Here is a 23,003-nt window from a genome sequence, read left to right on the forward strand (position 1 = left end):
GTCCGACTCATGGCTACGACCCCCAAGGCTCCCGCCAAGAAGCCCGCCGCGCCGAAGGCGGCCGCCGCCAAGGCCGCCGCTCCGAAGGCTCCGGCCGCCAAGAAGGCCGCCGCGCCGACCCCCGCGGTCGCCGCCGGCGCGGCCTCCGGCCGCATCTCGCAGATCATCGGCGCCGTCGTCGACGTCGAGTTCGACGGCCACCTGCCGGCGATCATGAACGCGCTGGAAACCACGAACACCGACCAACGGACCGGCGCGCCGTTCCGCCTGGTGCTGGAAGTCGCTCAGCACCTCGGTGAAAACACCGTCCGCACGATCGCCATGGACACCACCGAGGGTCTGACCCGCGGTCAGGCCGTGACCGACACCGGCCGCGTGATCACCGTGCCGGTCGGCCCGGCGACCCTGGGCCGCATCATGAACGTCATCGGCGACCCGATCGACGAAGCTGGCCCGATCGCGACCGAGTTCTACGCGCCGATCCACCGTGAAGCCCCGAGCTTCGCCGAGCAGTCGACGGCGGCCGAAGTGCTCGTCACCGGCATCAAGGTCATCGACCTGCTCTGCCCCTACACCAAGGGCGGCAAGATCGGCCTGTTCGGCGGCGCCGGCGTGGGCAAGACCGTGACCATGCAGGAGCTGATCAACAACATCGCCAAGGCTTACGGCGGCTACTCCGTGCTGGCGGGCGTTGGTGAGCGGACCCGCGAAGGCAACGACCTCTATCACGAGATGATCGAGTCGAACGTGAACCAGCCCGGCGGCGGCGGCGACAGCCGTTGCACCCTGGTCTACGGCCAGATGAACGAGCCGCCCGGCGCCCGCGCCCGCGTCGCCCTGACCGGCCTGGCCCAGGCCGAGTACTTCCGCGACCAAGAGGGCAAGGACGTGCTCCTCTTCATCGACAACATCTTCCGCTTCACCCAGGCGGGCTCGGAAGTGTCCGCCCTGCTCGGCCGTATCCCGTCGGCGGTGGGCTATCAGCCGACCCTCGCCACCGAGATGGGCAACCTGCAAGAGCGCATCACCTCGACCTCCAAGGGCTCGATCACCTCGGTCCAGGCCATTTACGTTCCGGCCGACGACCTGACCGACCCGGCGCCGGCCGCCTCGTTCGCCCACCTGGACGCCACCACCGTTCTGTCGCGTGACATCGCCGCCCAGGCCATCTTCCCGGCCGTGGACCCGCTGGACTCGACCTCGCGGATCATGGACCCGCTGGTGATCGGCGAGGAGCACTACGGCGTCGCCCGCCGCGTTCAGGAAACCCTGCAGGCCTACAAGGCCCTGAAGGACATCATCGCGATCCTGGGCATGGACGAGCTGTCGGAAGAGGACAAGCTGACCGTGGCCCGCGCCCGGAAGATCCAGAAGTTCCTCAGCCAGCCGTTCCACGTGGCCGAGCAGTTCACCAACATGCCGGGCATCTTCGTGAGCCTGGAAGACACCATCCGCTCCTTCAAGGCGGTCGTGGACGGCGAATACGACCACCTGCCGGAAGCGGCCTTCTACAATGTCGGCACCATCGACGACGCCGTCGTGAAGGCCGAGAAGCTGGCCGCGGAAGCCTAATCAACATGGCCGGAAAGCTTCACTTCTCGCTGGTCTCGCCGGAGCGCGAACTGTTCTCCGGCCAGGTTGACCAGGTCGACGCGCCGGGCGCCGAAGGCGACTTCGGCGTGCTGGCCGACCATGCGCCGTTCATGACGACGCTGAAGGAAGGCCGGGTGAAGGTCTACAACGGCGGCGCTGTCACCACCTACGTCATCCAAGGCGGATTCGCCGACGTGACGCCGGACGGCCTGACCATCCTGGCCGAGCAGGCCGAAGAGGTCGCCGCCTAGGCGGAGGCCGCAAGAGTACGAGGCCCCGGTGTTCCGCACCGGGGCCTTTTTCTTATTGAGATGCGTCATTGTAACGCTTCACGATTGAGCTAGATCGACACCTATCGGCCTACTTGTGACGGTATAGGGGTTGCGAGCGGCGCTCAGTTTCGCTTGTTATGCGGCACGTCTAGTTTGGGGACCTTGCAATGCGCACCGCCTTCGTCAGTCTGATCGCCCTCGCCGGCCTCGCCACGGCCGCCAACGCCCAGCCTGCTCCGCCGACGGATGCCGCCGCCGCCCCGCCGCCCCCGACCGCCGAGGCCCCTGCGCCCGCCGCCGCGCCGGGCGAAGCTCCTCCGGTGCTGCCGACCACCGGTCCGGAAGCGCAGATCATCGACGTGATCAACCGGGTCTGCAAACCCCTCGTCCAGGGCGGCGACTTCGACAAGCTGGCCGCCGCAACCGGCTACAAGAAGAACAAGCGCGAAGGGACCTATGTCGGGGCCCTGGTCGAGAAGCCCTACACCCTGACCATCTGGCCGCAGGGCTCCAACAAGGACGTCTGCCGTCTGACGATCAACTACGCGGTGGGCGGCGAGAAGCCGATCATCGTTGGCCTGAACATCTTCGCCTACCTGCACCAGCCGCGTCTGGAACCGCAGCGGAACGACTTCGTCCCGGCGACGGACTTCAAGCGCATCACCAACTCGTGGGAATATTTCACCGACAAGGAATCCACCGGCCTGGTGTTCCTCCAACTGAAGAAGCCGGACGGCTCGCCGGTCGGCAAGAACTACGACACAGGCGAAATCCTCTACTCGGAACGCACGTTCTAAGGCCGCGTGGCCTGGCGTCGTTTCGCGGACGCTTCCATTTAGCTTCGGGCGCGGGGGACGACCCCCGCGCCTTTGTATGTTTTCCGGGGACGACCCCATCAGCTAGGAGGCGAAAGCCATGGCTTGGGTCATCCTCTTCATCGCGGGCCTTTGTGAAGTCGGCTGGGCCGTGGGCCTGAAGTACACGGACGGGTTCACGCGCCTGGCGCCTACCATATTCACCGGCGTCACCCTGGTGGCCTCGATGGCCCTGCTGGGCATTGCGGTGAAATCGCTGCCGCTCGGCACCGCCTATGCCGTCTGGACCGGGATCGGCGCTGTGGGCACCGTCATCCTCGGCATCGTCCTCTTCAAGGAGCCGGCGACCGCCATGCGCCTGGTCTGCGTCGGGCTGATCGTCTCGGGCATCCTGGGGCTCAAGTTCTTCGGTTCATCCGGACACTGAAGCCAATTGACGTGGAGCGCGCGTCGCGGCCACGGTTTTCTTCCAGCTCAACCTTAAGCCGTTTGGAGTCCCGAACCGATGACGACGCGCGCTCTGTTGCTCGGCGCCGCCCTGGCCCTGACCACCGCGACCGCCTCAGCGGCCGCCGACCTGCCCCGTCGCGAGGTGGGCCAGATCGTCTATGACAACGTCCCCGAGACCCCCGAGGCGCTGAAGCGGGCGATCGCCCCGTACTACAACGCCCGGTCGGCGGTGTTCGAGGATTGGCTGGCCGACGGCTCGATGCTGATCGCCACGCGGTTCGGTGACGTCAACCAGATCCACCATGTCGCAGCTCCCGGGGCCGACCGCACCCAACTCACCTTCTTCGACGAGCCGGTGAACCAGGCCAAGGTTCAACCCGGCGGAACGCGCTTCGTCTATCCGCGCGACGTCGGCGGGGCGGAGTACTACCAGGGCTATCTGCGCGACCTGAGCGGCCAGGAGGTCCAGCTCACCGCGCCGAAGACCCGCAATTCCGACTTCGTGTTCTCGCCCGACGGTAAGCGCGTGGCCTGGAGCCAGGTGACGCCCGGCGATCCCAACTATGACATCATGCTGGCCGACGCCGACCAGCCCGAGGGCCACGTCGTCCACGAGGGCACGGGGGCGATGAGCGTGCTCGACTACGCCGCCGACGGCAAGTCGCTGCTGGTCAGCCGGTTCAATTCCTCGACCTTCGTCGAGCTGTTCGTCCTGAACCTGGAGACCGGGGCGCTGACCCCGGTAGGCCCGGCCGGTCGCAAGGTCGGCTATGTGGGCGGCGCCTTCACGGCCGACGGACGCGGCGTGGTCACCCTGTCGGACGACGGTTCGGAGGTGGCGCGGCCGGTCGTGCTGGACATCGCCGGCGGGCCGACCCGCAACCTCGATCCCGCCGCCAAGTGGCCGGCCGAGATGTTCGACGTCTCCAAGGACGGCCGCCTCGTCGCCTACATGGTCAATGAGGAAGGCTATTCGAAGATCGTGGTGCGCGAGATCGCCACCGGGCGGGAGCTGCCGACCCCGAAGCTGCCCCTGGGCGTCCTGACCGGCTTGGGCTTTTCTCCGGACAGCAAGCAGGTCGGGTTCAGCATCTCGACCTCGACCGCCTCGGGTGACGCCTGGAGCTTCGGGCTGGCCGATCAGAAGCTGGTCCGCTGGACCCGGAGCGAGCTGGCTGGCCTCGACCCGGCCAGCCTCGTCGAGCCGACGCTGGTCCATTACACGACCTTCGACAAGCGCTCGATCCCGGCCTTCATCTACCGGCCGGCGGCGGCCAAGGCCGGCCAGAAGCTGCCCGTGGTCATCCAGATCCACGGCGGCCCGGAAGGTCAGGAGCAGCCGAGCTTCAACCCGCGCCGGCAGTCATGGGTGAACGAACTGGGGGCGGCGGTGATCATCCCGAACGTCCGCGGCTCCACCGGCTACGGCAAGACCTACCTCGGCCTCGACAACGCCGAGAAGCGCGAGGACTCGGTGAAGGACATCGGCGCGCTGCTCGACTGGGTCGCTGCCCAGCCGGACCTTGACGCCAGCCGGATCGCCATCGTCGGCCAGTCCTACGGTGGCTACATGTCGCTGGCGGTCGCCGCGCACTACAACGACAAGATCGCCGGGGCCATCGACCTCTACGGTATCTCCAACTGGACGACCTTCCTGCAGAACACCGAGGGCTATCGGCGCGACCTGCGCCGGGTGGAGTACGGCGACGAGCGTGATCCGAAGATGCGGGCCGTGTTCGACAAGATCTCGCCGATCAATCTGAGCGATCGGATGAAGAAGCCGATGATGATCTATCAGGGCGCCAACGACCCGCGCGTGCCGCGGACCGAGTCCGAGCAGATGGTGGCCAAGCTGCGCGCCCAGGGCACCGAGGTCTGGTATGTCATGGCCAAGGACGAAGGCCACGGCGTGGCTCGCAAGCAGAACGCCGAAGCGGTTCGGGCCAGTGAGATTGTCTTCCTGAAGAAGGTGCTGGGCGTCGAGTAGGGGCCTGCCCGCGGGGCGGCTCAGGCCGCCTCGTGCAGCCCTTCGAGCCAGCCGAGGGCGATCTCGGCGACCTCCCGCCAGCCCGGCTCGCCGGGCAGCCAATGGCTCATGCCGGGCGCCTCGATGAAGGTCGCGTCGAGCTGGGCGGCTGTCTGGCGCACGGTGGCCGGCGGGTGGACGACGTCCCGCTCACCGGCGATCACCAGGCAGGGCGCACCGGTCGGGCCGACGCGGGTAGTCATGAACGGGTCGAGCCACCAGTTGAGCGTTTCCCATAGGGCGCGGCCGCTCTCGGGCCGCAGGCGTGCGACGATCGCGTCGCGGTCGGCGCGATCGGTCCGGTCCAAGCTGTAGCGCTTCATGAGCTCGGCGTCCGGCGCGACGCTCTGGGCCCAGAATGGCCCCAGCAGGTGCAGGCCAAAGGCGGTGATCGCCTCTTCCATGGACGAGGCCGAGACGCCCCAGGGGGCGGACGGCGCCAGCAGGACCAGGGCCTGGACCTGCGTCTTCGCCGCCGCCATGGCCGCTACCAGGCCACCCATGGAGTGGCCGATCAGGATCGGCGGATGGGCCTGTTCCTCGCAGAGGCGCGCGATGTCGTCGGCATAGTCGTGCATGGAGACGTTGATAACCGCCTCGGCGGCCGCGCCGGCGCCATGTCCGCGCAGGTCGGGGGTCAGCACCTGGTGGCCCGCCGCCTCGAAAGGCTGGCGGAACCGATCGAACGCCCAGGCGCCACAGAAGGCCCCATGGACCATGACAATGGGCGCTTTCATCGCTCGGAAGGTGTCAGGCGGGCAGGCCGGCGAAGTCGTGGAAGGCCACCACGACCTGTTCGTAGATCGACTTCTTGAACGGCACGACCAGGCCAGGCGCCTCGTCGAGGCGTCCCCAGCGCCAGGCGTCGAACTCGGGATGTCCGTCGCCGGAAAGGTCGATCTCGCTCTCCAGGCCGTCGAAACGCAAGGCGAACCAGACCTGGCGCTGGCCTTTCCAGCCCCTCGCGACCTTCGATCCGTTGTGCCCGGGCGGAAAGTCGTAAGCCAGCCAGCCGTCTGTGCGGCCGAGCAGCGTGGTGGTGACGACGCCGGTCTCTTCGGCCAGCTCGCGCTTGGCGGCGAGGAACAGATCCTCGCCGGCGTCCACCCCGCCCTGCGGGAATTGCCAGTTGTAGGGGCCGGCGGTCTGGAAGCGCCGACCCAGCCACACGCGTCCATCCGGATGGAACAGAACCACCCCGACGTTCGGGCGATATGCAGTCAGGTCAGTCATCAAGTTCATTTAGCGACCCACCGTCAAAGCGGAAGCCGGTGCGAGCTGATATCCGCGAGATTCGACCGTTCCAGCCCATTTTCCGACCTGCGACAGTGTCACAGGGTAGGCAAAGCCCGAGCCCAGAGCCTGGCCGTGCTGCAGGGCGCCGGCCTCGATCGCCAGGAGTTGCTGGTCGATCGCCTCGCTGGAAAGCTGATCGTCGATGATCCGTAGGGCCGAAGCCCGTCCGGGGCCGCCGTGGCGGGCGGCCTGGCCGTCGTCGATGAAGTCGAGCCCCCGCCCCCGCAGGGCGGTCAGGAAGGCGGTCATGCCAGGATCGGAGGTCATGAACCGCGAGCCCAGATAGTTCGTGACGCCGAAATAGCCAGTGGCGCGCGACAGCACCCACTCGAGCTTCTTGACGGTCTCCTGGCCCGGCGCGTCGGCCATCAGCGTGTAGGGGCCAGGATCGTTGTCCGGATAGTCGGCCGGCTCCATCGGGGCCTCGAGGAGGACCTCGTGGCCGGCGGCGCGAGCCAGGTCGATCCAGCCCTGCAGGCCTTCCGAATAGGGTACGAAGGAGAGGGTGATTTCCGGCGGCAGGGTCTCGATGGCCTGGCGGGTGACGGCCGCGTTGAGGCCGAGACCGCCGATCACCAGGGCGACCTTGGGCCGTCCGTTCGGGGCGAAGGGGCGGGCATAGGCCTGGGCCGGCGTCCGGCCGTCCGCTGCGATGATCGGCAGCGGGCCGTTGGGGCCTTGGCTATGCAGGCCCGCTAGCGGGGCCGGCGGCAGCGGCCGTGCGTCGCCGTGCGCGCCCTGCATGGTGATGGTCGCCTCGCCGCCCAGGGGATCGATCGGCGTCTCGGAAAGGCGGAAGATGTCCTCGGTCACCGCCGGCTGATCCCCGCCGCGGGCAAGGGCCTCGCGCCAGCCGTCAGGCGTGGCCCCGCCGCTCACCTTGGCCAGGGAGAGCCTCACCACGGGCATGGCCGCCTTCGGGTCGCCCACCAGGGCGATCAGGGCGACAAGGGTGAGGATCAGCAGGGAGCCCGCCGCGCCTGCGCCCACATAGGGGTTGGAGAACAGGCGCAGGAGCGAGTCCGAAAACGGTGCTTGCGGCGCAGGCGCTGCGGCGGCGGTCGCGAATTGCTTTTTCGAAAACATGACCATGATCACGGAACGTTCCGGCATTGGAGCGTCCGCAAATATGGTTAACAAACGACTCATACAGTGAACATCGCCGTAGTGGTTGTTAACCACCACGGCGCGTCCGGCAGAGCTTATTTCTTTTCAGGCAGAGGCTTAGCGTCGCCTTCGGCCGGGACCGGCGTCTTTGGCGCGACCACGGCCGCCATCTTCGGCGCGGGCTTGGGAAGCTTGGGCGTCGCGGCGACCGATCCGTACTTCAGGACGTCTTTGGCGCGGGCCATCTGGAAATCGCCCTTGTCCTCGTCGAAGCTCTCGGGAGGCGATTCGGCAGGGACGTGCGCGCCACGGCGGGCCTTGCCCTCCTCGGCGTTCAAGGCGTTGCGGAAGGACGCCTCCGAGAACTGGAAGGCGCGGTTGGCGATCCGCTGGGCCTGGTCGCGGGTCTCGGCGACTTCCAGGTCCGGCTCGATGCCGGTCTTTTGGATGGAGCGGCCGGACGGCGTGTAGTAGCGCGCCGTCGTCAGCTTCAGCGCGCCGTCCATGCCGCCGCGCAGCGGGATGACGGTCTGGACCGAGCCCTTGCCGAAGCTAGTCAGGCCCACCACCTCGGCGCGCTTGCGGTCCTGCAAGGCGCCGGCCACGATCTCGGCCGCCGAAGCGGAGCCGGAGTTGATCAGCACCACCATGGGCAGGCCGCTGGCGGCGTCGCCGGGCCGGGCGTTGTAGCGTTCGATGTCGCGGGGGTCCCGGCCGCGCTGCGAGACGATCTCGCCGCCTTCCAGGAACATGTCGGAGATGCCGACCGCCTGGTCGAGCAGCCCGCCCGGATTGTTGCGCAGGTCGAGGATCAGCCCCTTCATCTTGGGGTTCTTGGCGCGCAGGTCGGCCAGGGCCGCCTCGGCCTCGTCCGTGGTCTTCTCGTTGAAGCCGGAGACGCGCAGATAGCCGTAGTCGCCTTCCATCTTGGCGGTGGCGGACTTCGGCTTGATGACCTCGCGCACCACCTTCACGTCGAACGGATCGGTCTTCTCGCGGGCGATGGTCAGGGTCACCGCTTCGCCGGGCTTGCCGCGCATCTGCTTGACCGCGTCGTTGACCGAAAGGCCCAGCACGCTCTCGCCGTTGACGGCGGTGATGTAGTCGCCGGCCTTGATCCCCGCCTTGAAGGCGGGGGTGTCGTCCATGGGCGAGATCACCTTGACCACGCCCTCTTCGCTGGTGACCTCGATGCCCAGACCGCCGTACTCGCCGCGCGTCTGGTCGCGCATGTCGTCGAAGCTGTCGGGGTTCAGATAGCCGGAGTGCGGGTCGAGCGAGGTCAGCATGCCGTCGATGGCGGCTTCGATCAGCTTCTTGTCGTCGACCTCGGTCACGTACTGGCGCTCGACCGTGTCGAGCACGTCGCCGAAGAGCTCTAGCATCTTGTAGGTATTGGCCTTGGGAGCGGCCTGGGCCGAGGCCATCGCCTGCTGGCTCACATAGGCCATGGACCCCGCGCCGAGCACGAAGGCCGAAACACCGATCAGAAGATACTTACGCATTTGCGGCTCTTTCAGCCTCCCTTGCGGCGAACGGCGCCGCACCGGAATTCCTGAACCTACGCTCCGCAAGGAATCCGGCGGAATTGGGTTCGGTTATTTGCCCTGTTCGACCAGCCAACGTCCTGGATCGACAGGAACGCCACGCTCGCGGACCTCAAGATAGAGCTCAGATGGGGAGTCCTTTCCATCCGGCATCCATCCCACAGGCGCGCCTGCCGCGACCGATTGTCCGACGTCGACGTCCGTTCGGTCCAGGCCTGCAAGAACCAGATGGTATCCGCCGGCAAGTCGCAAGATCAAAATATCGCCCCAGCCCTTAACGGGACCCACATACTGGACGAGCCCGCCGTCCGGGGCGCGGACGCGCGCGCCTTTGTCGGCGGCGTAGGTGATCCCGGATATCTCGGCGCCTCCGCCGGCGTCCTGGCCGAAGCGGCGGGTGACCGCGCCCTCCACCGGCTGCAGCAGGGCGTGCGGCGGCGTTATCGGCATGCCGGGCAGGGGCGCGGCGCCGGGGGGCGTGGCTTCCTGCCGCTCCCGCTGCTCGGCCAGGGCCGAGTCGGTCGTGAAGAGCGTCTCGCTGGCGACTGCGGCCAACCGCCGCTGGCGGGCGATCTCGCTGGCCTGGGCCGCATAGGCCCGCGCGCGCTTCTGGAGTTCCGGGGTAATCGCCTTGACGAGGATCGCGGCGCGGACGGCGTCGGTGGCGTCGGCGGGGCTGACCATGAGGGCCGGCGGCGGATCGCGCCGGAACTGGGCCAGGACGGTCAGCAGGCGGGACATCCGGTTGAGGTTGCGGCCCTGCTCGGCGCTCAGCACCGTCTCCTGCACGTTCAGCCGCTCGAGACGCGCGCGGGTGTCGTTTGCGGCATAGGCGGCCAGGCCCAGGCTGGCGGCCATCGCCACGCCGATCGAAACGATGAGCCCGCGGGAACGCATGGCCCCTCGATATCGCCGCACAGGCCCGGTCTCAATCGCGGTGATAAGGGCCTCCCGCCAGAATGGTCACGGCGCGATAAACTTGTTCGGCCAGCATCGCCCGGGCCAGGGCGTGCGGCCAGGTCTGCGGGCCGAAGGCCAGCTTGCCCCTGGCTTCCGCCAGCAGGCCGGGATCCAGCCCGTCAGCGCCGCCGATCAGGAACGCCAGCCGTCGGACCCCGTCGTCACGCAGCCGGCCGATCTCGGCGGCGAAGGCGCGCGAGGGGCGGGCCGTGCCGTGCTCGTCGCAGGCGATCACGTGAGCGCCTTCCAGGTGCGGGCGCAGGACCTCGGCCTCGGCGGCCTTGCCCGGCTTGCGGGCTTCGACCTCGACGACCTCGACCGGGCCGAGGCCGAGCGAACGCCCGGCCGCCGTCGCGCGATCGACGTACAGCTTCACGAGCTCGACCTCGGGCGACCGAGGCAGGCGGCCTATGGCGATGATGGAGATCTTCATCGGCCGGACGCGCTCCCGCCTATACGAGCGGGGAGCGCGGCAAACTCAGCTCGCCGTCCGATGCGGCGCGTCGACGGACCAGATCTTCTCGATGTTGTAGAACTGGCGGACTTCGGGGCGGAAGAGGTGGATGATCACGTCGCCCGTGTCGATCAGGACCCAGTCGCAGTGCGGCAGGCCCTCGACGCGGGCCTTGCCGTGGCCTTCTTCCTTGAGGGCGCGCAGCAGGTGGTCGGCCATCGCGCCGACGTGACGGTGCGAACGCCCCGACGCCACGATCAAGGCGTCCGCGACGGCGCTCTTGCCTTTCAGGTCGATGAAGACGACGTCCTGCGCCTTGTCGTCATCCAGGCGCTGCAGGATCAGTTCGCCCAGGGCGGTGATCTTCGCCTCGGGGTCGGGGGAAGCCGCGTGGATCGGGGCTTCGTGCGCTCTAGGCGCAGGGTCAGGGCTCAGCGGGGTCGCTCCTTTGTTGCCTCGCTGGGACAGACATAGCACGCGCAGGCGCTCCGGTCAGCCCAGGCTCACAAAGTCTTCAAGAACCACGTCGTCGCATTCGTTCCCGCAGCAGCGTAGACGATTGAAAATTAAGCGGTCCTGTCAGGAAGACCCAGCGTGGGGGCTTGGCCGTGGGCACCAGCTTGGCCTGTTCGATCGGTACGCGCGCGCCCGCAAAGCGCTGGGCGGCGGGCGAAGAGCGGCTTTTCAGCGAGATCCACGGACGCGAGACGACGGCTACCGGGACCTCGGCCATGATCTGCGTCCAGCCGCGCCAGCGATGGAAACTGGCCAGGCTGTCGGCGCCCATGATCCAGACGAAGTGGACGCCGGGAAAACGGGCCTTCAGGTCGCGCACGATGTCGATGGTGTACTGCGAGCCGATGCGGGTCTCGGCGTCGCTGACGATCATGCTGCGGCCGCGGGCGAAACGGCGCGCTCCGGCCAGCCGCTCTGCGAGGCTGGCGGTCTCGTGGTGGTTCGTTTTCAGCGGATTCTGCGGCGAGACCAGCCAGATGACCCGATCGAGCTGCAGCCGCCGCCGGGCGGTCTCGGCCACGTGGGCGTGACCCTCATGGGCCGGGTTGAACGAGCCGCCATAGAGGCCGACCCGCATGCCCGGCGTCAGGTCGAAGCCGAGGCGCAGGGCCTGCTGTCGCCCCGCCACGGGCCTGCGCCTAGCGGGCCCGGCGAACCACATGGGCGTTCTCAGCGGTCGGTAGGCTCAAAGCGTCTTCGCCGTAGCCGGATTTCGGTCGAGGTTGCGGTCGCTCTGGCGCACGCGGGCGCGCACGGTGAACACCCCGTCGCCGGACAGCACCCCTCCGCGGGCGAAGAGCCGGCCGTGCTCCCAATTGGAGAGGCCGAGTTCGGGCCGGTCGAGGGCGAACTGTCCGTCCACCCAGCGGGTGAAGCCGTCCCCGACGAAGGGGGCGTTCACGGCTGCGTAGAAGCGCTCGTGCGCCTTCGGGTCCTGGGCGATCAGGCTGGCGGCGAACTGCGGGCTGTAGCGGTTGAAGAGGGCGACAGCCTCCTCGACGCTGTCCACCAGCACCAGGGTCAGCTCGGGCGTCTCTTCCCATTCCCACTCGCGGCCGAGATCGCTCGCCGCCAGCAGCTCGACCTTGGGCTCCTCGAGCTTGCCTTCTGGACGGCCCACCTGGACTCTGGCCTCGCGCCAGGCGGCGGGCAGGGCGTCCTGCGAGCCTTCGACCACGTGCAGCTTCACGCCTTCGCGGCGCTCGCCGGCAAGGTCCAGGGCTTCTAGGAAGGCGGGGATCAGGTCGCCCGCCCGTTCGCGCACGATGGCGCAGACATTGAGGGTGTTGCAGACCTTGCGGTCGAGGGAGTGGTAGACGGCGGCCTTGAACCGGTCGGCGTCGGCGTCCGGGCCGGCCACCATCCAGGCGCCGCCGGTCCCGTGCAGGCTGACCGGAACCCCGGCCTGGCGGGCGATGGCCCCGAGCTGGGCGACGGCGGGCCCCGAGCCGCGCGCTACGGCCAGCGCCAGGCGCTGATCGGAGAACATCGCCCATCCCGCCGCGTGTGCGGGGCTGTCCACGAGGGCGGCCGAGCCTTCGGGCAGGCCGGCGACCTTGAGGGCGGGATCCAGGGCATGCTGGACGATGGCGCGCGCGGTGCCCAGGGCGTCGGAGCCGATGCGGAAGACGACGGTGTTGCCGGTGCGCAGAACGCCGGTGGCGTCGGCGAAGACGTTCGGACGCCCCTCGAAGATGAAGCCGACGACGCCCAGTGGCGCGGCCACCTGCTCGACGGTCCAGCCGGCGTGTTCGACCTTTTCGACGATGCGGCCGCGGGTGGCGGGCGCGTCGCGCCAGACCTGCAGTCCGGCGATCATGTCCGCGCGCATGGCCGCGCTGACGGCGAGGCGCGTGGTCGAGCGGCCCCGCGCCTGGGCGCTGGCGACGTCCTGGGCGTTGGCCTGCGCGATGCGGCTCCAGACCGCGTCGTCCGCCAGCCGCGCGGCGAAGGCCTCGAAGAAGGCGGTGACGGCGTCGTCGGAAACGCCGGCGAGCTCGCCGAAAGCCTGGTGGGCGCGCGAGACCGCGGCGTCGGCGATGGTCTGGACGCTGGCCGGGACGTGCAACAGGTCGCCTGTTTCCTGCACGACGACCAGCCGGTCGCCGGCCTGGAAGGCCTGGGCCAGCGCGTCGGACACATAGGCCACGCGGTCGCCGCCGAACGGGATCGCCATGCCGGGGCTCAACGCCTCCAGCCGGCCCGTGCGGCCTCCGTTCTCAGCCTTCGATCTCGCCGCCGCGTCGTCCATTACGCGCCCTAATGCTCAGTTTGAGGTTTAGTAGGCTCCTTTAGAGCCTGTCGCAAATCCGCAATCGGCCGTTCAGGCCGCCGTGCGCGCCGAGAGCGCCAGGTCGTCGGCGTGGATCATCGGCCCGTAGTTGAAGCCCAGCACCGCCTCGATGCCGTCCGACTTCAGCCCGCGGATGCGCTCGGCGTCGTCGGAATCGTAGCGAACCAGGCCTCGGCCGATCTCACGGCCCGCCTCGTCCAGCACGACGACGGCGTCGCCCTTGTCGAACCGGCCCTTCACCGCCTTGACCCCGGCGGTCAGCAGGCTCTTGCCGGTCTGCAGCGCCCGCGCCGCGCCTTCGTCCACGACGACCGATCCGGAGCTGGCGAGCGAGCCGGCGATCCAGGCCTTGTATGCCGCCTGCACCGAGACCGCGGGCTCGATCACAGTGGCCTTCTCGCCGGCCTCGATGGCGGCGAGCGGCGAGGGACGGCGGCCGAGTGTAATGATGGTGGCGCAGCCGGCCGATTGGGCGATGCGGGCGGCCATGATCTTGGTGGCCATGCCGCCGGTGCCGACCCCGTCTGCAGCGTTGGCGCCGCCGGCCATGGCCTCGATCTCGGGGGTCAGGTGGCTGACCCGCGGCATATGCCGGGCGTTCGGGTCGCTGCGCGGATCGGCGGTGTAGAGGCCATCTATGTCCGACAGCAGGACCAGGACCTCGGCGCCGATCATCTGGGCCACGCGTGCGGCCAGCCGGTCGTTGTCGCCGTAGCGGATTTCCTCGGTCACCACGGTGTCGTTCTCGTTCACCACCGGAATGACGCCGAGCGAGAGCAGGGTCGAGAGCGTGGCGTGGGCGTTCAGCCAGCGACGGCGGATCTCGGTGTCGTTCTTGGTGATCAGCACCTGGGCGGCGGCCAGGCCGTGCGGCTCCAGGGCTTCCTCCCAGGCACGCATCAGGGCCGACTGGCCGGCGGCCGCGCAGGCCTGCTTCTCAGGCAGGGTCAGCTTGCGCCGTCCCATGCCCAGGCGGCGCCGGCCCAGGGCGATGGAGCCGGAAGAGACCACCAGCACCTGCTGGCCACGAGCGCGGAAGCGGGCGAGGTCGGCGGCGAAGGCGGCCAGCCAAGCGGTGTCGGCGCCCGACTCGCCCGCGACCAGGGCTGATCCGACCTTGACGACGATCCGGCTGGCGCGGTCGAGGGCGATCACGGCGTCCAGCCCGCGCCGCCGGATTGATCAGCCTCTTCCTGGGCGATCTCGGCCTTGCGGTCCTGGACCATGGCGTAGGCCTCGCGCAGCAGCTCGGTCACGCCCTTGCCGGAGACGCCGGAGACCAGCCGGACCTTGTGGCCCACGGCCTCTTCCAGGGCCTCGCGCTGCATCTCGATGACGCTGTCGTCGAGGGCGTCGATCTTGTTGAGGGCGACGATTTCGGTCTTGTCGCCCAGCTCTTCGCCATAGGCTTCCAGTTCGCCCCTCACCGTGCGCCAAGCCTCGGCGACGTCGGTCTGGGTGGCGTCGATCAGGTGGATCAGCACCGCCGTGCGCTCCACGTGGCCGAGGAAGCGCGTGCCGAGCCCGGCGCCTTCGGAGGCTCCTTCGATCAGGCCCGGAATGTCGGCCAGCACGAAGCGTTCGCTGGGCGAAAGGTCCACCATGCCGAGGTTCGGGGCCAGGGTGGTGAACGGATAATCGGCGATCTTCGGCTTGGCGGCGCTGGCCGCGGCCAGGAAGGTCGACTTGCCGGCGTTGGGCAGGCCGACCAGGCCGACGTCGGCGATCAGCTTGAGGCGCAGCCAGATCCAGCGCTCCTCGCCCTCCTGGCCGGGATTGGCGTGCCGCGGGGCCTGGTTGATCGGCCCCTTGAAGCGGTCGTTGCCCCAGCCGCCATTGCCGCCGCGCAGCAGCAGCACGCGCTTGCCGGGCTCGTCCATGTCGGCGATCAGGGTCTCGTGGTCCTCGTCCAGCACCTCGGTGCCGACCGGAACCTTCAGCACCACGTCGTCGCCCGCCGCGCCGTGGCGGTTGCGGCCCATGCCGTGGACGCCGGTGCCGGCCTTGAAGTGCTGCTGGTAGCGATAGTCGATCAGGGTGTTGAGGCCGCCGACAGCCTCGATCCACACGTCGCCGCCCTTGCCGCCGTCACCGCCGTCGGGGCCGCCGTATTCGATGTACTTCTCGCGCCGGAACGACACAGCGCCGCCGCCGCCGTTTCCGGAGCGGATGTAGATCTTGCACTGGTCGAGGAACTTCATGGGGGCCTTTTGTAACACACAGGGGCGAAGGTCGAGGGTGGAGCGAATATTTCGCCCTCGACCAAGCGGGATTGCGCCTTCTCTTCCTCCCCCGCTGCGCAGGGGAGGAAAGAAGGTCAGGCCAGCCACACCATCATGCGGGTCGGGGTCGCCTGGCCGCCGCGCGCGACGGACTTCCGCAGCTCGACGTCCCCCGTGTAGAGGAAGCCGGCCTTGCACAGGACCTCTCCGGACGCCGGGTTGTCCGAGAAGTGCCCGGCCCGCAGATAGCGCCGGCCCCAGGTCTGGTGCGCCCAGACCAGGGCGCCCTTGGCCGCCTCGGTGGCGTAGCCGGCGCCCCAGTGAGGACGGCCGATCCAGTAGCCGAGCTCGATTTCCGAGCCCTTGGCGTCAAAGCCGATGACCCCGATCGGGCCATGGTCCGGGTGATCGATGATGAACACCGCCTCGCGACGGAAGTCCTTCTCGCTCACCGCCTCGAGAAAGCCCTCGGCGTGATCGAGGCCGTAAGGATAGGGCATGCCCGTGGTCATGCGCGCCACGTCGAAGTCGTTGGCGTAGAGAGCAATTTGCGTCGCGTCCGTGCGGCGCGGCTTACGCAGCCTCAGGCGCTCGGTCGCGACGACCGGCTCGAAGTCGATTGCACACATCGTCTACCTCCCGACCCTCTCTCGGGGCCATTCCAGAAAGCAAGAGGGGGAGTCCGGCGGTCCGGACTCCCCCTCGGAAGCTTCCTGCCCGGTCCGCCTTACAGCGAACCCGGTTTCAAGAGGTTCGCCTGATTATTCAGCCGCTTGTGCCACGACCACGTTCACGTAGGTGCGGTCGTCACGCTTGGTGACGAACTTCACGGAACCGTTGGCGGTGGCGAAGAGGGTATGGTCCTTGCCCATACCGACATTGTCGCCCGGGAAGAACTTGGTGCCGCGCTGGCGCACGATGATGTTGCCGCCGACGACAGCTTCACCACCGAACTTCTTCACGCCGAGGCGGCGGCCAGCCGAGTCGCGACCGTTACGCGAGGAGCCGCCAGATTTCTTGTGAGCCATAGCTCTCTCCTAAATCCTAGAGGACGCGCTTATTCGGCGGCGTCGTCGGTCTTCTTGGCGGCGGCCTTCTTCGGCGCAGCTTTCTTCGGCGCAGCCTTGGCCGGAGCGGCTTCGGCGGCCGGAGCAGCGGCTTCCAGTTCGGCGACCACGTTCTTCAGGTTGCGGGCGCGGGCGTCGAGCAGGGCCTTCGGGGCCAGGTTGACGGTTCCGTCCCACTTGTCGGTCTTGCCGACGCCGGCGATCGAGGTCACGCGCAGCACGGTTTCCGACTGGCGGTGACCGCGGGTGCGGCGATAGCCCTGACGACGGGTCTTCTTGAAGATCTTAACCTTCTCGCCCTTGCGGGTTTCGATCAGGGTGGCGGAGACCTTCGCGCCGTCGACCAGCGGAGCGCCGACAGTCACGGCCTCGCCGTCGCCCAGCATGAGGACGTCGCCGAACGCGACTTCCGCACCCGGTTCACCGTCGAGCTTTTCGACGACCAGCAGGTCACCGGCTTGAACCCGGTACTGCTTTCCGCCGGTTTTGATCACCGCGTACATCGTTGGCGCCTTGGACTTATAGCAAAATGGATTGCGCCCGCGAGATGGCCCGCGGGCGAGAGGCGCGGACTTATACAGAGGGGCCGATGAGAGTCAACGCATCTGGCGTGTTTCTACGGTCACATGGCCGAGGCTGGGTGAACCGGCGCTGGCCATCGCCTCGAAGGCGGCGGACCTCGCACGTGAGCTCGGGCGCGTCCCACATATGTAGGAGACGCCGGGCGCGGCGTTATTCGATAACACCTATATGGTGGTCAAGCGGTGGAAGGCCGCAGCCTGTTCCCATGACCGATTTCAATGACTAGATGGCGTCCATGACCGACAAGACACCCGTCACCGTCCTCACCGGCTATCTCGGCGCCGGCAAGACCACCTTGCTCAACCGCATCCTGACCGAGGACCACGGCAAGAAGTACGCCGTCATCGTCAACGAGTTCGGCGAAGTGGGGATCGACAACGACCTCATCGTCGGCGCCGACGAAGAAGTCTTCGAGATGAACAACGGCTGCGTCTGCTGCACGGTGCGCGGCGACCTGATCCGCGTCCTGTCGGGTCTGATGAAGCGCAAGGGCAAGTTCGACGCCATCGTCGTGGAGACCACGGGCCTGGCCGATCCCGGCCCGGTCGCCCAGACCTTCTTCGTCGACGACGACGTGAAGGCCAAGACCCAGCTCGACAGCGTCACCGCGGTGGTCGACGCCAAGCACCTGCCGCTGCGCCTCGCCGATTCCAGGGAGGCGGTCGAGCAGATCGCCTTCGCCGATCAGATCGTCCTCAACAAGACCGACCTGGTGACCGAGGACGAACTGCGCAGCGTCGAGGCGGCGATCCGCCGTCTGAACCCGCTTGCGCCGATCCATCGCACCCAGCGGTCCCAGGTGCCGCTCTCGGCCATTCTGGGCCGCGGCAGCTTCGACCTGGCGCGCATCACCGAGGTGCAGCCGGAATTCCTCAATCCCGCCCATGGCGAGCCGGGCCACGTCCACGACGAGAACTGCGACCATGATCACGACCATCATCATCACCACGGCGATCATGACCACGGTCACCACGACCATGATCATGAGGACCATGCGGCGGCAGCGGGCATACGCGGCGTCTCGCTCACGCTCGACAAGCCGATCCACGGCCAAAGGGTGACCAACTGGCTGAACCAGGTCCTCCAGGACCAGGGGCCGGACATCCTGCGCGCCAAGGGCATCCTCGACGTCGCGGGCGAAGATCGCCGCCTGGTGTTCCAGGCCGTGCATATGATCCTCGAGGGCGATTTCCAGGGGCAGTGGAAGGAAGGCGACAAGCGCTACAGCCGCCTGGTCTTCATCGGCCGCAACCTCGACGAAGCCAAGCTCCGCGCCGGCTTTGAGGCCTGCGCCGCTTAGACGCTTCCATTCTAGTTCGCCATGGCTGGGCCGGTAGGTCCCGGCCATCCAGGACGCCGACGATCGCCGGAGACGCTTGTGCGCATGGATCTCCGGCCCGCCGACGCGGCCGGGGATGACGATCGGAACGGTGGGCGATCTGTTCGCGAGCCACGGGACAAGCAAAAAGGCCCGCCCGGGTTTCCCTGGGCGGGCCTTCCTGTGCCTGGCCGAAGGGCTGCTTAGAGCTCTTCGTTGATGAGGGCGACCTGATAGAAGCCGTTGCCCTGCAGGGTGTTCATCACCGCCATGAAGTCGCCGTAGCGCACGGTCCGGTCAGCGCGGATGTAGACGCGCTCTTCGGTCGGCTCCGGCTTGTTCAGGATGCGGGTCAGATCGGCGGTCAGCGTGTCCAGGCTCGTCGGGCTGTCGCCGATGAACAGCTTGCCGCCTTGCTGGACGTTGATCAGCGTCGGCTCTTCGATCTTCGCGCCCGGGGGCGGCGGGATCGCCGGCGGCAGGTCGAGCTTGATCGACACCGTCGCTGCAGGGATCGACACCATGAAGATGATAAGGAGCACCAGCATCACGTCCACGAAGGGCGTGACGTTGATGTCGCTGTTCTGGCCGAGGTCGAACTTTCCGCCGCCTCCGCCGCCCAGCTTCGCACCCATATGAATTTCCTTCCCTTGGGCCCGAACTTGGGCCGCCGCACAGTCGCCGACACCCTTCGCTAAACAGAATGCGATTGTAAAGCCCGAACCTGCGAAGTTTCCCGCCGAAAGCGCAGCTCCGGCGCGGCGCCTCTTTGGCGGGCGGCGCGGGGTGGCGATTCCGCCTCTCGCCAAGACCCGCGTTAGGCCGCTATGACGCCAGCCATGACCTTCCAATACGACGCCTACGTCACCGCCGCCTTGTTCCAGAAGGCTGGAGCGGCCGTCTTCGCCCTCGGCGACGGCACGGTTCGATTCGAAAATGGCGAGGTGATCGAGGCCCACGACGGCGCGATCCTGAGCGCCTGCCTGCATCCCAGTGGCGAGGGACTGGTCACCGGCGGAGATGACGGCCGCGTCGTCTGGTCGCGCGTCTCGGGCGCGCAGGAGATCGCCAGGCTTCCCGGCCGCTGGATCGACGCGGTGGCCGCCTCGCCGGAGTCCAAGCTGATCGCCTTCGCGGCGGGCAAGGAACTGCACGTGCGCGACTCGGCCGACCCGGCCTTTCAGCGCGTCTTCCTGCACGAGAAGTCGGTGGCCGAGATCGCCTTCGACCCCAAGGGGCGCCGCGTGGCCGCGGCCACCTATGGCGGGGCCTGGCTCTGGTACGCCAAGATCGCCGAGCAGAAGCCCTATGTCCTCAAGTGGGCGGGCAGCCATGTGGGCCTGGCCTTTAGCCCGGACGGGAAGTTCCTGATGTCGTCGATGCAGGAGAACACCCTGCATGGCTGGCGGGTGGCCGACGACAAGAACCTGCAGATGGGCGGCTATCCGGTGAAGGTGAAGAGCATGACCTTCGTCGCCAAGGGCCAGCTCCTGGTCACCTCCGGCGCCAACGGCCTGGTGGCCTGGCCCTTCGTCGGGGCGACCGGCCCGATGGGCAAGCAGGCGGCGGAAGTGGGCTTCGACGAAAGCGCCATGGTGGTGCGCGTGGCCGGCATGCCGAACGGCCAATGGGTCTGCGCCGGCCTGGACGACGGCCGGGTCTGGGCCTGCGACCTCGCGGGCCAGAAGATCGTTCCGCTGAAGGCCGAGAAGGGCGCGGCCATCTCGGCGCTCGCCATGACCGCCGACGGCAAGCGCGTAGCCTGGGGCGACGAGGACGGCGCGGCGGGCGTGGCCGAGGTGGCCTGAGCCTTTTCCTCTCTCGTGAACGAGGAGGAAAGGATCAGTCGAATCCCCTCAGCTCGCCCCAAACCTCGAACGGATCGCGTGACGAGCGCAGGGTGTTGATCGGCGCTGCGTCGTCGCGCCAACCCAGCGCCATGCCGGAGAACACCATGTGGTCCTCTGGCAGGTTCAGGTGCTCGGCAAGGGTCTTCGGGTAGCGGGCCCAGTATTCCTGGGCGCAGGTGTCCAGCCCCCGCTCGGTCGCCAGCAGCATCAGCGTCTGCATGTACATCCCGAGGTCCGACCATTGCGGCGGACCCAGCTTGCGGTCCAGGCAGAAGAAGATCCCCACCGGCGCCCCGAAGAACTCGCCGTTCCTGGCCAGTTGCCGCAGGCGGGCGGGCTTGTCCTCGCGCGGGATGCCGATGGTGGCGTAGAGGTCTTCGCCGTTCTGGAAGCGCCGGGTGCGGAACGGCTCCCAGAGATTCGGCGGATAGACGTCGTATTCGGGCGACTCGCCCATCGGATTGGCCGCGACCTTGGCCTTCAACTCGGCCAGGGCCGGGCCGGCCAGGGCGTAGACCCGCCAGGGCTGCAGGTTGCCGCCGGACGGCGCGCGGGCGGCGGCTTCGAGGATTTCGCGGACCAAGGCGGCCGGCGGCGTGTCGGGCTTGAAGGCGCGGATGGAGACGCGGGCGGCGACGGCTTGCGAAACGTTCAACAGATTGCGTCCTTGCGCGGCTTGACCGTGAGACCTCTCGGTCGCATCGCTACCATCTGGCCGTCGGGTAAGGGCAAGGGTCTTGGCGAGGTCGTCGAAAAAAGGGTTCTTCGGCCGCCTGCTGCGCGGCGTGCTGCTGCTCGTGCTGGTCTTCGGCCTGATCGGACCGGTGATGGTCACCGCCATCTACCGCTTCGCGCCGCCGCCGATCACCTGGCTGATGATCCAGCGGGTTTTCGAGGGCAAGGGCTTCGACCGGCGCTGGAAGCCGCTGGACGAGATATCGCCCCGCCTGGTCCGCGCGGTGATCGCCGCCGAGGACGCCAAGTTCTGCGACCACAACGGCTTCGACTTCGACGCGATCGAGCAGGCCTACGAGAGCAACGCCAGGGGCCGCACCCTGCGCGGCGGCTCCACCATCAGCCAGCAGACCGCCAAGAACGTCTTCCTCTGGCCCGGCCGCTCCTATGTGCGCAAAGGGCTGGAGGCCTATTTCACGGTGCTCATCGAGGTGATCTGGGGCAAGCCGCGGATCATGGAGGTCTATCTGAACTCCATCGAATGGGGGCCGGGGATCTATGGGGCCGAGGCCGCGGCCCAGAAGAACTTCGGCGTCAGCGCCGCGAAGCTGTCGGCGGCCCAGGCTGCGCGCCTGGCCGCCATCCTGCCCAGCCCCCTGAAGTGGCGGGCGGCCAAGCCCGGACCCTATGTGAAGCGGCGTTCGGGCAAGATCACCCGCGCCGCCGGGACCATTAACCGTCAGGGCATGGCGTCCTGCGTTCTGGGTTGACCAAACATGGATATGCCCCCAAATCGGTCATGAAGAGGAAATAACGTCCCAAGGAGGCGGCCCCATGAAAGTCGGCGTTCCCAGCGAGATCAAGCCGAACGAGCACAGGGTGGGCCTCACGCCGACCGCTGTCCGCGAGTACGTGACCCACGGACATGAAGTGCTGGTGCAGGCGGGCGCGGGGGCGGGGGCCGGCTATTCGGACGAGGCCTATGTCCGCGCCGGGGCCCAGATCGCGCCGGACGCCGCGGCCGTCTTCGCCGGCGGCCAGCTCATCGTGAAGGTCAAGGAGCCGCAGCCCGTCGAATGGGCCCGGCTGACCGACCAGCACATTCTCTTCACCTATTTGCACCTGGCGCCCGATCCGGCCCAGGCCGAGGGCCTGATCGCCTCCGGCTGCGCGGCCATCGCCTACGAGACCGTCACCGACTCGAATGGCGGCCTGCCGCTGCTGGCCCCGATGTCGGAGGTCGCGGGCCGGATCGCGGTGTTCTCGGCGGGCGAGACCCTGCTCAAGCACAATGGCGGCATGGGCCTCCTGATCTCCGGCGTGCCGGGCGTGCCGCCCGCGCGGGTCTGCGTGCTGGGCGGCGGCGTGGTGGGCATGAACGCTGCGCGCATGGCCGCCGGCCTGGGCGCCGAGGTCGTGGTGCTGGAGCGCTCCATTCCCCGTATGCGCCAGCTCGACGACATGTTCCTTGGCCGCATCCTGACCCGGTACTCGACCCTCGACGCGGTCGAGGAAGAGGTGCTGAAGGCCGATGTGGTGATCGGCGCGGTGCTGACGCCAGGGGCCTCGGCGCCCAAGCTGGTCCGCCGCGAGCACCTGAAGCGCATGAAGCCCGGCTCGGTGCTGGTGGACGTCTCCATCGACCAGGGCGGCTGCTTCGAGACCTCACATCCCACGACCCACGCCGACCCGACCTATGTGGTCGACGGGGTGGTGCACTACTGCGTGGCCAACATGCCGGGCGCCGCGCCGCGGACCTCGTCGGAGGCCCTGGTCCACGCCACCCTGCCGTTTGGCCTGGCCTTGGCGGACAAGGGGCTGGAGGCCCTGCGCGCCAATCCGCACCTGGCCAAGGGACTGAACGTGCTGAAAGGCCAGATCACCCATCCGGCCGTGGCCGACGCGCTTGGCAAGGCGTTCGTGGACCCGTTCGAGGTCTGGGCCCGCTAAAGGGAAAAGG

General features: G+C 68.1%; 25 protein-coding genes. 9 read left to right on the forward strand and 16 right to left on the reverse strand.

Annotation, left to right across the window (positions count from 1 at the left end; translation table 11 throughout):
- Positions 1–9 precede the first annotated feature (9 nt).
- From atpD to ABID41_RS09835, 5 genes are all read left to right on the forward strand, one after another.
- Entirely contained in the window at positions 10–1,572 is a 1,563-nt protein-coding gene (gene atpD / locus ABID41_RS09815) for a F0F1 ATP synthase subunit beta (protein ID WP_354297471.1), read from the forward strand.
- 5 nt (positions 1,573–1,577) lie between these two features.
- Entirely contained in the window at positions 1,578–1,844 is a 267-nt protein-coding gene (locus ABID41_RS09820) for an ATP synthase F1 subunit epsilon (protein WP_331927874.1), read from the forward strand.
- 188 nt (positions 1,845–2,032) lie between these two features.
- A complete protein-coding gene (locus ABID41_RS09825) occupies positions 2,033–2,662 on the forward strand; it encodes a hypothetical protein (protein WP_354297472.1) in 630 nt (209 codons plus the stop codon).
- Positions 2,663–2,780: 118 nt separating this feature from the next.
- On the forward strand, positions 2,781–3,107 hold the full coding sequence (gene sugE, locus ABID41_RS09830) for a quaternary ammonium compound efflux SMR transporter SugE (protein ID WP_331931846.1): 327 nt from the start codon (positions 2,781–2,783) through the stop codon (positions 3,105–3,107).
- A 78-nt stretch (positions 3,108–3,185) separates the two neighbouring features.
- Positions 3,186–5,117, forward strand: coding sequence for a S9 family peptidase (locus ABID41_RS09835; RefSeq protein ID WP_331931847.1), 1,932 nt, complete (start codon positions 3,186–3,188; stop codon positions 5,115–5,117).
- Positions 5,118–5,137: 20 nt separating this feature from the next.
- Here ABID41_RS09835 and ABID41_RS09840 read toward each other — a convergent pair whose 3' ends face one another.
- From ABID41_RS09840 to rplU, 14 genes are all read right to left on the reverse strand, one after another.
- Entirely contained in the window at positions 5,138–5,893 is a 756-nt protein-coding gene (locus ABID41_RS09840) for an alpha/beta fold hydrolase (protein ID WP_331931848.1), read from the reverse strand.
- Positions 5,894–5,906: 13 nt separating this feature from the next.
- Complete coding sequence (locus ABID41_RS09845) at positions 5,907–6,389, reverse strand: RNA pyrophosphohydrolase (RefSeq protein WP_331931849.1); 483 nt, start codon at positions 6,387–6,389, stop codon at positions 5,907–5,909.
- A gap of 9 nt (positions 6,390–6,398) precedes the next feature.
- Positions 6,399–7,565: a divergent polysaccharide deacetylase family protein gene (locus ABID41_RS09850; protein ID WP_354297473.1), complete on the reverse strand. Its 1,167-nt coding sequence runs from the start codon at positions 7,563–7,565 to the stop codon at positions 6,399–6,401.
- An 89-nt stretch (positions 7,566–7,654) separates the two neighbouring features.
- Positions 7,655–9,064: a S41 family peptidase gene (locus ABID41_RS09855; protein WP_331931851.1), complete on the reverse strand. Its 1,410-nt coding sequence runs from the start codon at positions 9,062–9,064 to the stop codon at positions 7,655–7,657.
- 93 nt (positions 9,065–9,157) lie between these two features.
- Positions 9,158–10,003 (reverse strand): murein hydrolase activator EnvC family protein, encoded by an 846-nt coding sequence (locus ABID41_RS09860; protein WP_354297474.1) that lies wholly within the window; start codon positions 10,001–10,003, stop codon positions 9,158–9,160.
- A gap of 31 nt (positions 10,004–10,034) precedes the next feature.
- On the reverse strand, positions 10,035–10,499 hold the full coding sequence (gene rlmH / locus ABID41_RS09865) for a 23S rRNA (pseudouridine(1915)-N(3))-methyltransferase RlmH (RefSeq protein WP_354297475.1): 465 nt from the start codon (positions 10,497–10,499) through the stop codon (positions 10,035–10,037).
- A gap of 45 nt (positions 10,500–10,544) precedes the next feature.
- Positions 10,545–10,997, reverse strand: coding sequence for a ribosome silencing factor (gene rsfS / locus ABID41_RS09870; protein ID WP_435529987.1), 453 nt, complete (start codon positions 10,995–10,997; stop codon positions 10,545–10,547).
- 37 nt (positions 10,998–11,034) lie between these two features.
- A complete protein-coding gene (locus tag ABID41_RS09875; protein WP_331931856.1) occupies positions 11,035–11,697 on the reverse strand; it encodes a nicotinate-nucleotide adenylyltransferase in 663 nt (220 codons plus the stop codon).
- Between the two features lie 24 nt (positions 11,698–11,721).
- Positions 11,722–13,287: an aldehyde dehydrogenase family protein gene (locus ABID41_RS09880; protein WP_354297476.1), complete on the reverse strand. Its 1,566-nt coding sequence runs from the start codon at positions 13,285–13,287 to the stop codon at positions 11,722–11,724.
- A 72-nt stretch (positions 13,288–13,359) separates the two neighbouring features.
- Positions 13,360–14,493 carry a glutamate 5-kinase gene (gene proB / locus ABID41_RS09885; protein WP_435530004.1) on the reverse strand — a complete coding sequence of 378 codons (1,134 nt, stop codon included), beginning with the start codon at positions 14,491–14,493 and terminating at the stop codon, positions 13,360–13,362.
- Positions 14,481–15,530, reverse strand: coding sequence for a GTPase ObgE (obgE, locus tag ABID41_RS09890; RefSeq protein ID WP_331931079.1), 1,050 nt, complete (start codon positions 15,528–15,530; stop codon positions 14,481–14,483). Before obgE ends, proB begins: the two co-directional genes overlap by 13 nt.
- Before the next feature lie 116 nt (positions 15,531–15,646).
- Positions 15,647–16,180 carry a GNAT family N-acetyltransferase gene (locus tag ABID41_RS09895; RefSeq protein WP_354297478.1) on the reverse strand — a complete coding sequence of 178 codons (534 nt, stop codon included), beginning with the start codon at positions 16,178–16,180 and terminating at the stop codon, positions 15,647–15,649.
- Positions 16,181–16,312: 132 nt separating this feature from the next.
- Entirely contained in the window at positions 16,313–16,579 is a 267-nt protein-coding gene (gene rpmA / locus ABID41_RS09900; protein ID WP_354297479.1) for a 50S ribosomal protein L27, read from the reverse strand.
- A 29-nt stretch (positions 16,580–16,608) separates the two neighbouring features.
- On the reverse strand, positions 16,609–17,121 hold the full coding sequence (gene rplU, locus ABID41_RS09905; protein WP_354297480.1) for a 50S ribosomal protein L21: 513 nt from the start codon (positions 17,119–17,121) through the stop codon (positions 16,609–16,611).
- 305 nt (positions 17,122–17,426) lie between these two features.
- On the opposite strand from rplU, the gene ABID41_RS09910 reads away from it, so the two are divergent.
- Positions 17,427–18,500 (forward strand): CobW family GTP-binding protein, encoded by a 1,074-nt coding sequence (locus ABID41_RS09910; protein ID WP_331931087.1) that lies wholly within the window; start codon positions 17,427–17,429, stop codon positions 18,498–18,500.
- Positions 18,501–18,721: 221 nt separating this feature from the next.
- Here the strand turns inward: ABID41_RS09910 and ABID41_RS09915 are convergent, their stop codons facing one another.
- Positions 18,722–19,153 (reverse strand): biopolymer transporter ExbD, encoded by a 432-nt coding sequence (locus tag ABID41_RS09915; RefSeq protein ID WP_331931089.1) that lies wholly within the window; start codon positions 19,151–19,153, stop codon positions 18,722–18,724.
- Positions 19,154–19,357: 204 nt separating this feature from the next.
- Between ABID41_RS09915 and ABID41_RS09920 the strand changes: the two genes are divergently transcribed.
- On the forward strand, positions 19,358–20,326 hold the full coding sequence (locus ABID41_RS09920; protein WP_354297481.1) for a WD40 repeat domain-containing protein: 969 nt from the start codon (positions 19,358–19,360) through the stop codon (positions 20,324–20,326).
- Positions 20,327–20,360: 34 nt separating this feature from the next.
- Here the strand turns inward: ABID41_RS09920 and ABID41_RS09925 are convergent, their stop codons facing one another.
- Positions 20,361–21,023 carry a nitroreductase gene (locus ABID41_RS09925; protein ID WP_354297482.1) on the reverse strand — a complete coding sequence of 221 codons (663 nt, stop codon included), beginning with the start codon at positions 21,021–21,023 and terminating at the stop codon, positions 20,361–20,363.
- A gap of 82 nt (positions 21,024–21,105) precedes the next feature.
- Between ABID41_RS09925 and mtgA the strand changes: the two genes are divergently transcribed.
- Positions 21,106–21,813: a monofunctional biosynthetic peptidoglycan transglycosylase gene (mtgA, locus tag ABID41_RS09930; protein WP_331931095.1), complete on the forward strand. Its 708-nt coding sequence runs from the start codon at positions 21,106–21,108 to the stop codon at positions 21,811–21,813.
- 64 nt (positions 21,814–21,877) lie between these two features.
- A complete protein-coding gene (ald, locus tag ABID41_RS09935; protein ID WP_354297483.1) occupies positions 21,878–22,993 on the forward strand; it encodes an alanine dehydrogenase in 1,116 nt (371 codons plus the stop codon).
- The last annotated feature ends 10 nt before the right edge of the window (positions 22,994–23,003 follow it).

Source organism: Phenylobacterium koreense (genome assembly GCF_040545335.1).
GTDB lineage: Bacteria > Pseudomonadota > Alphaproteobacteria > Caulobacterales > Caulobacteraceae > Phenylobacterium > Phenylobacterium koreense.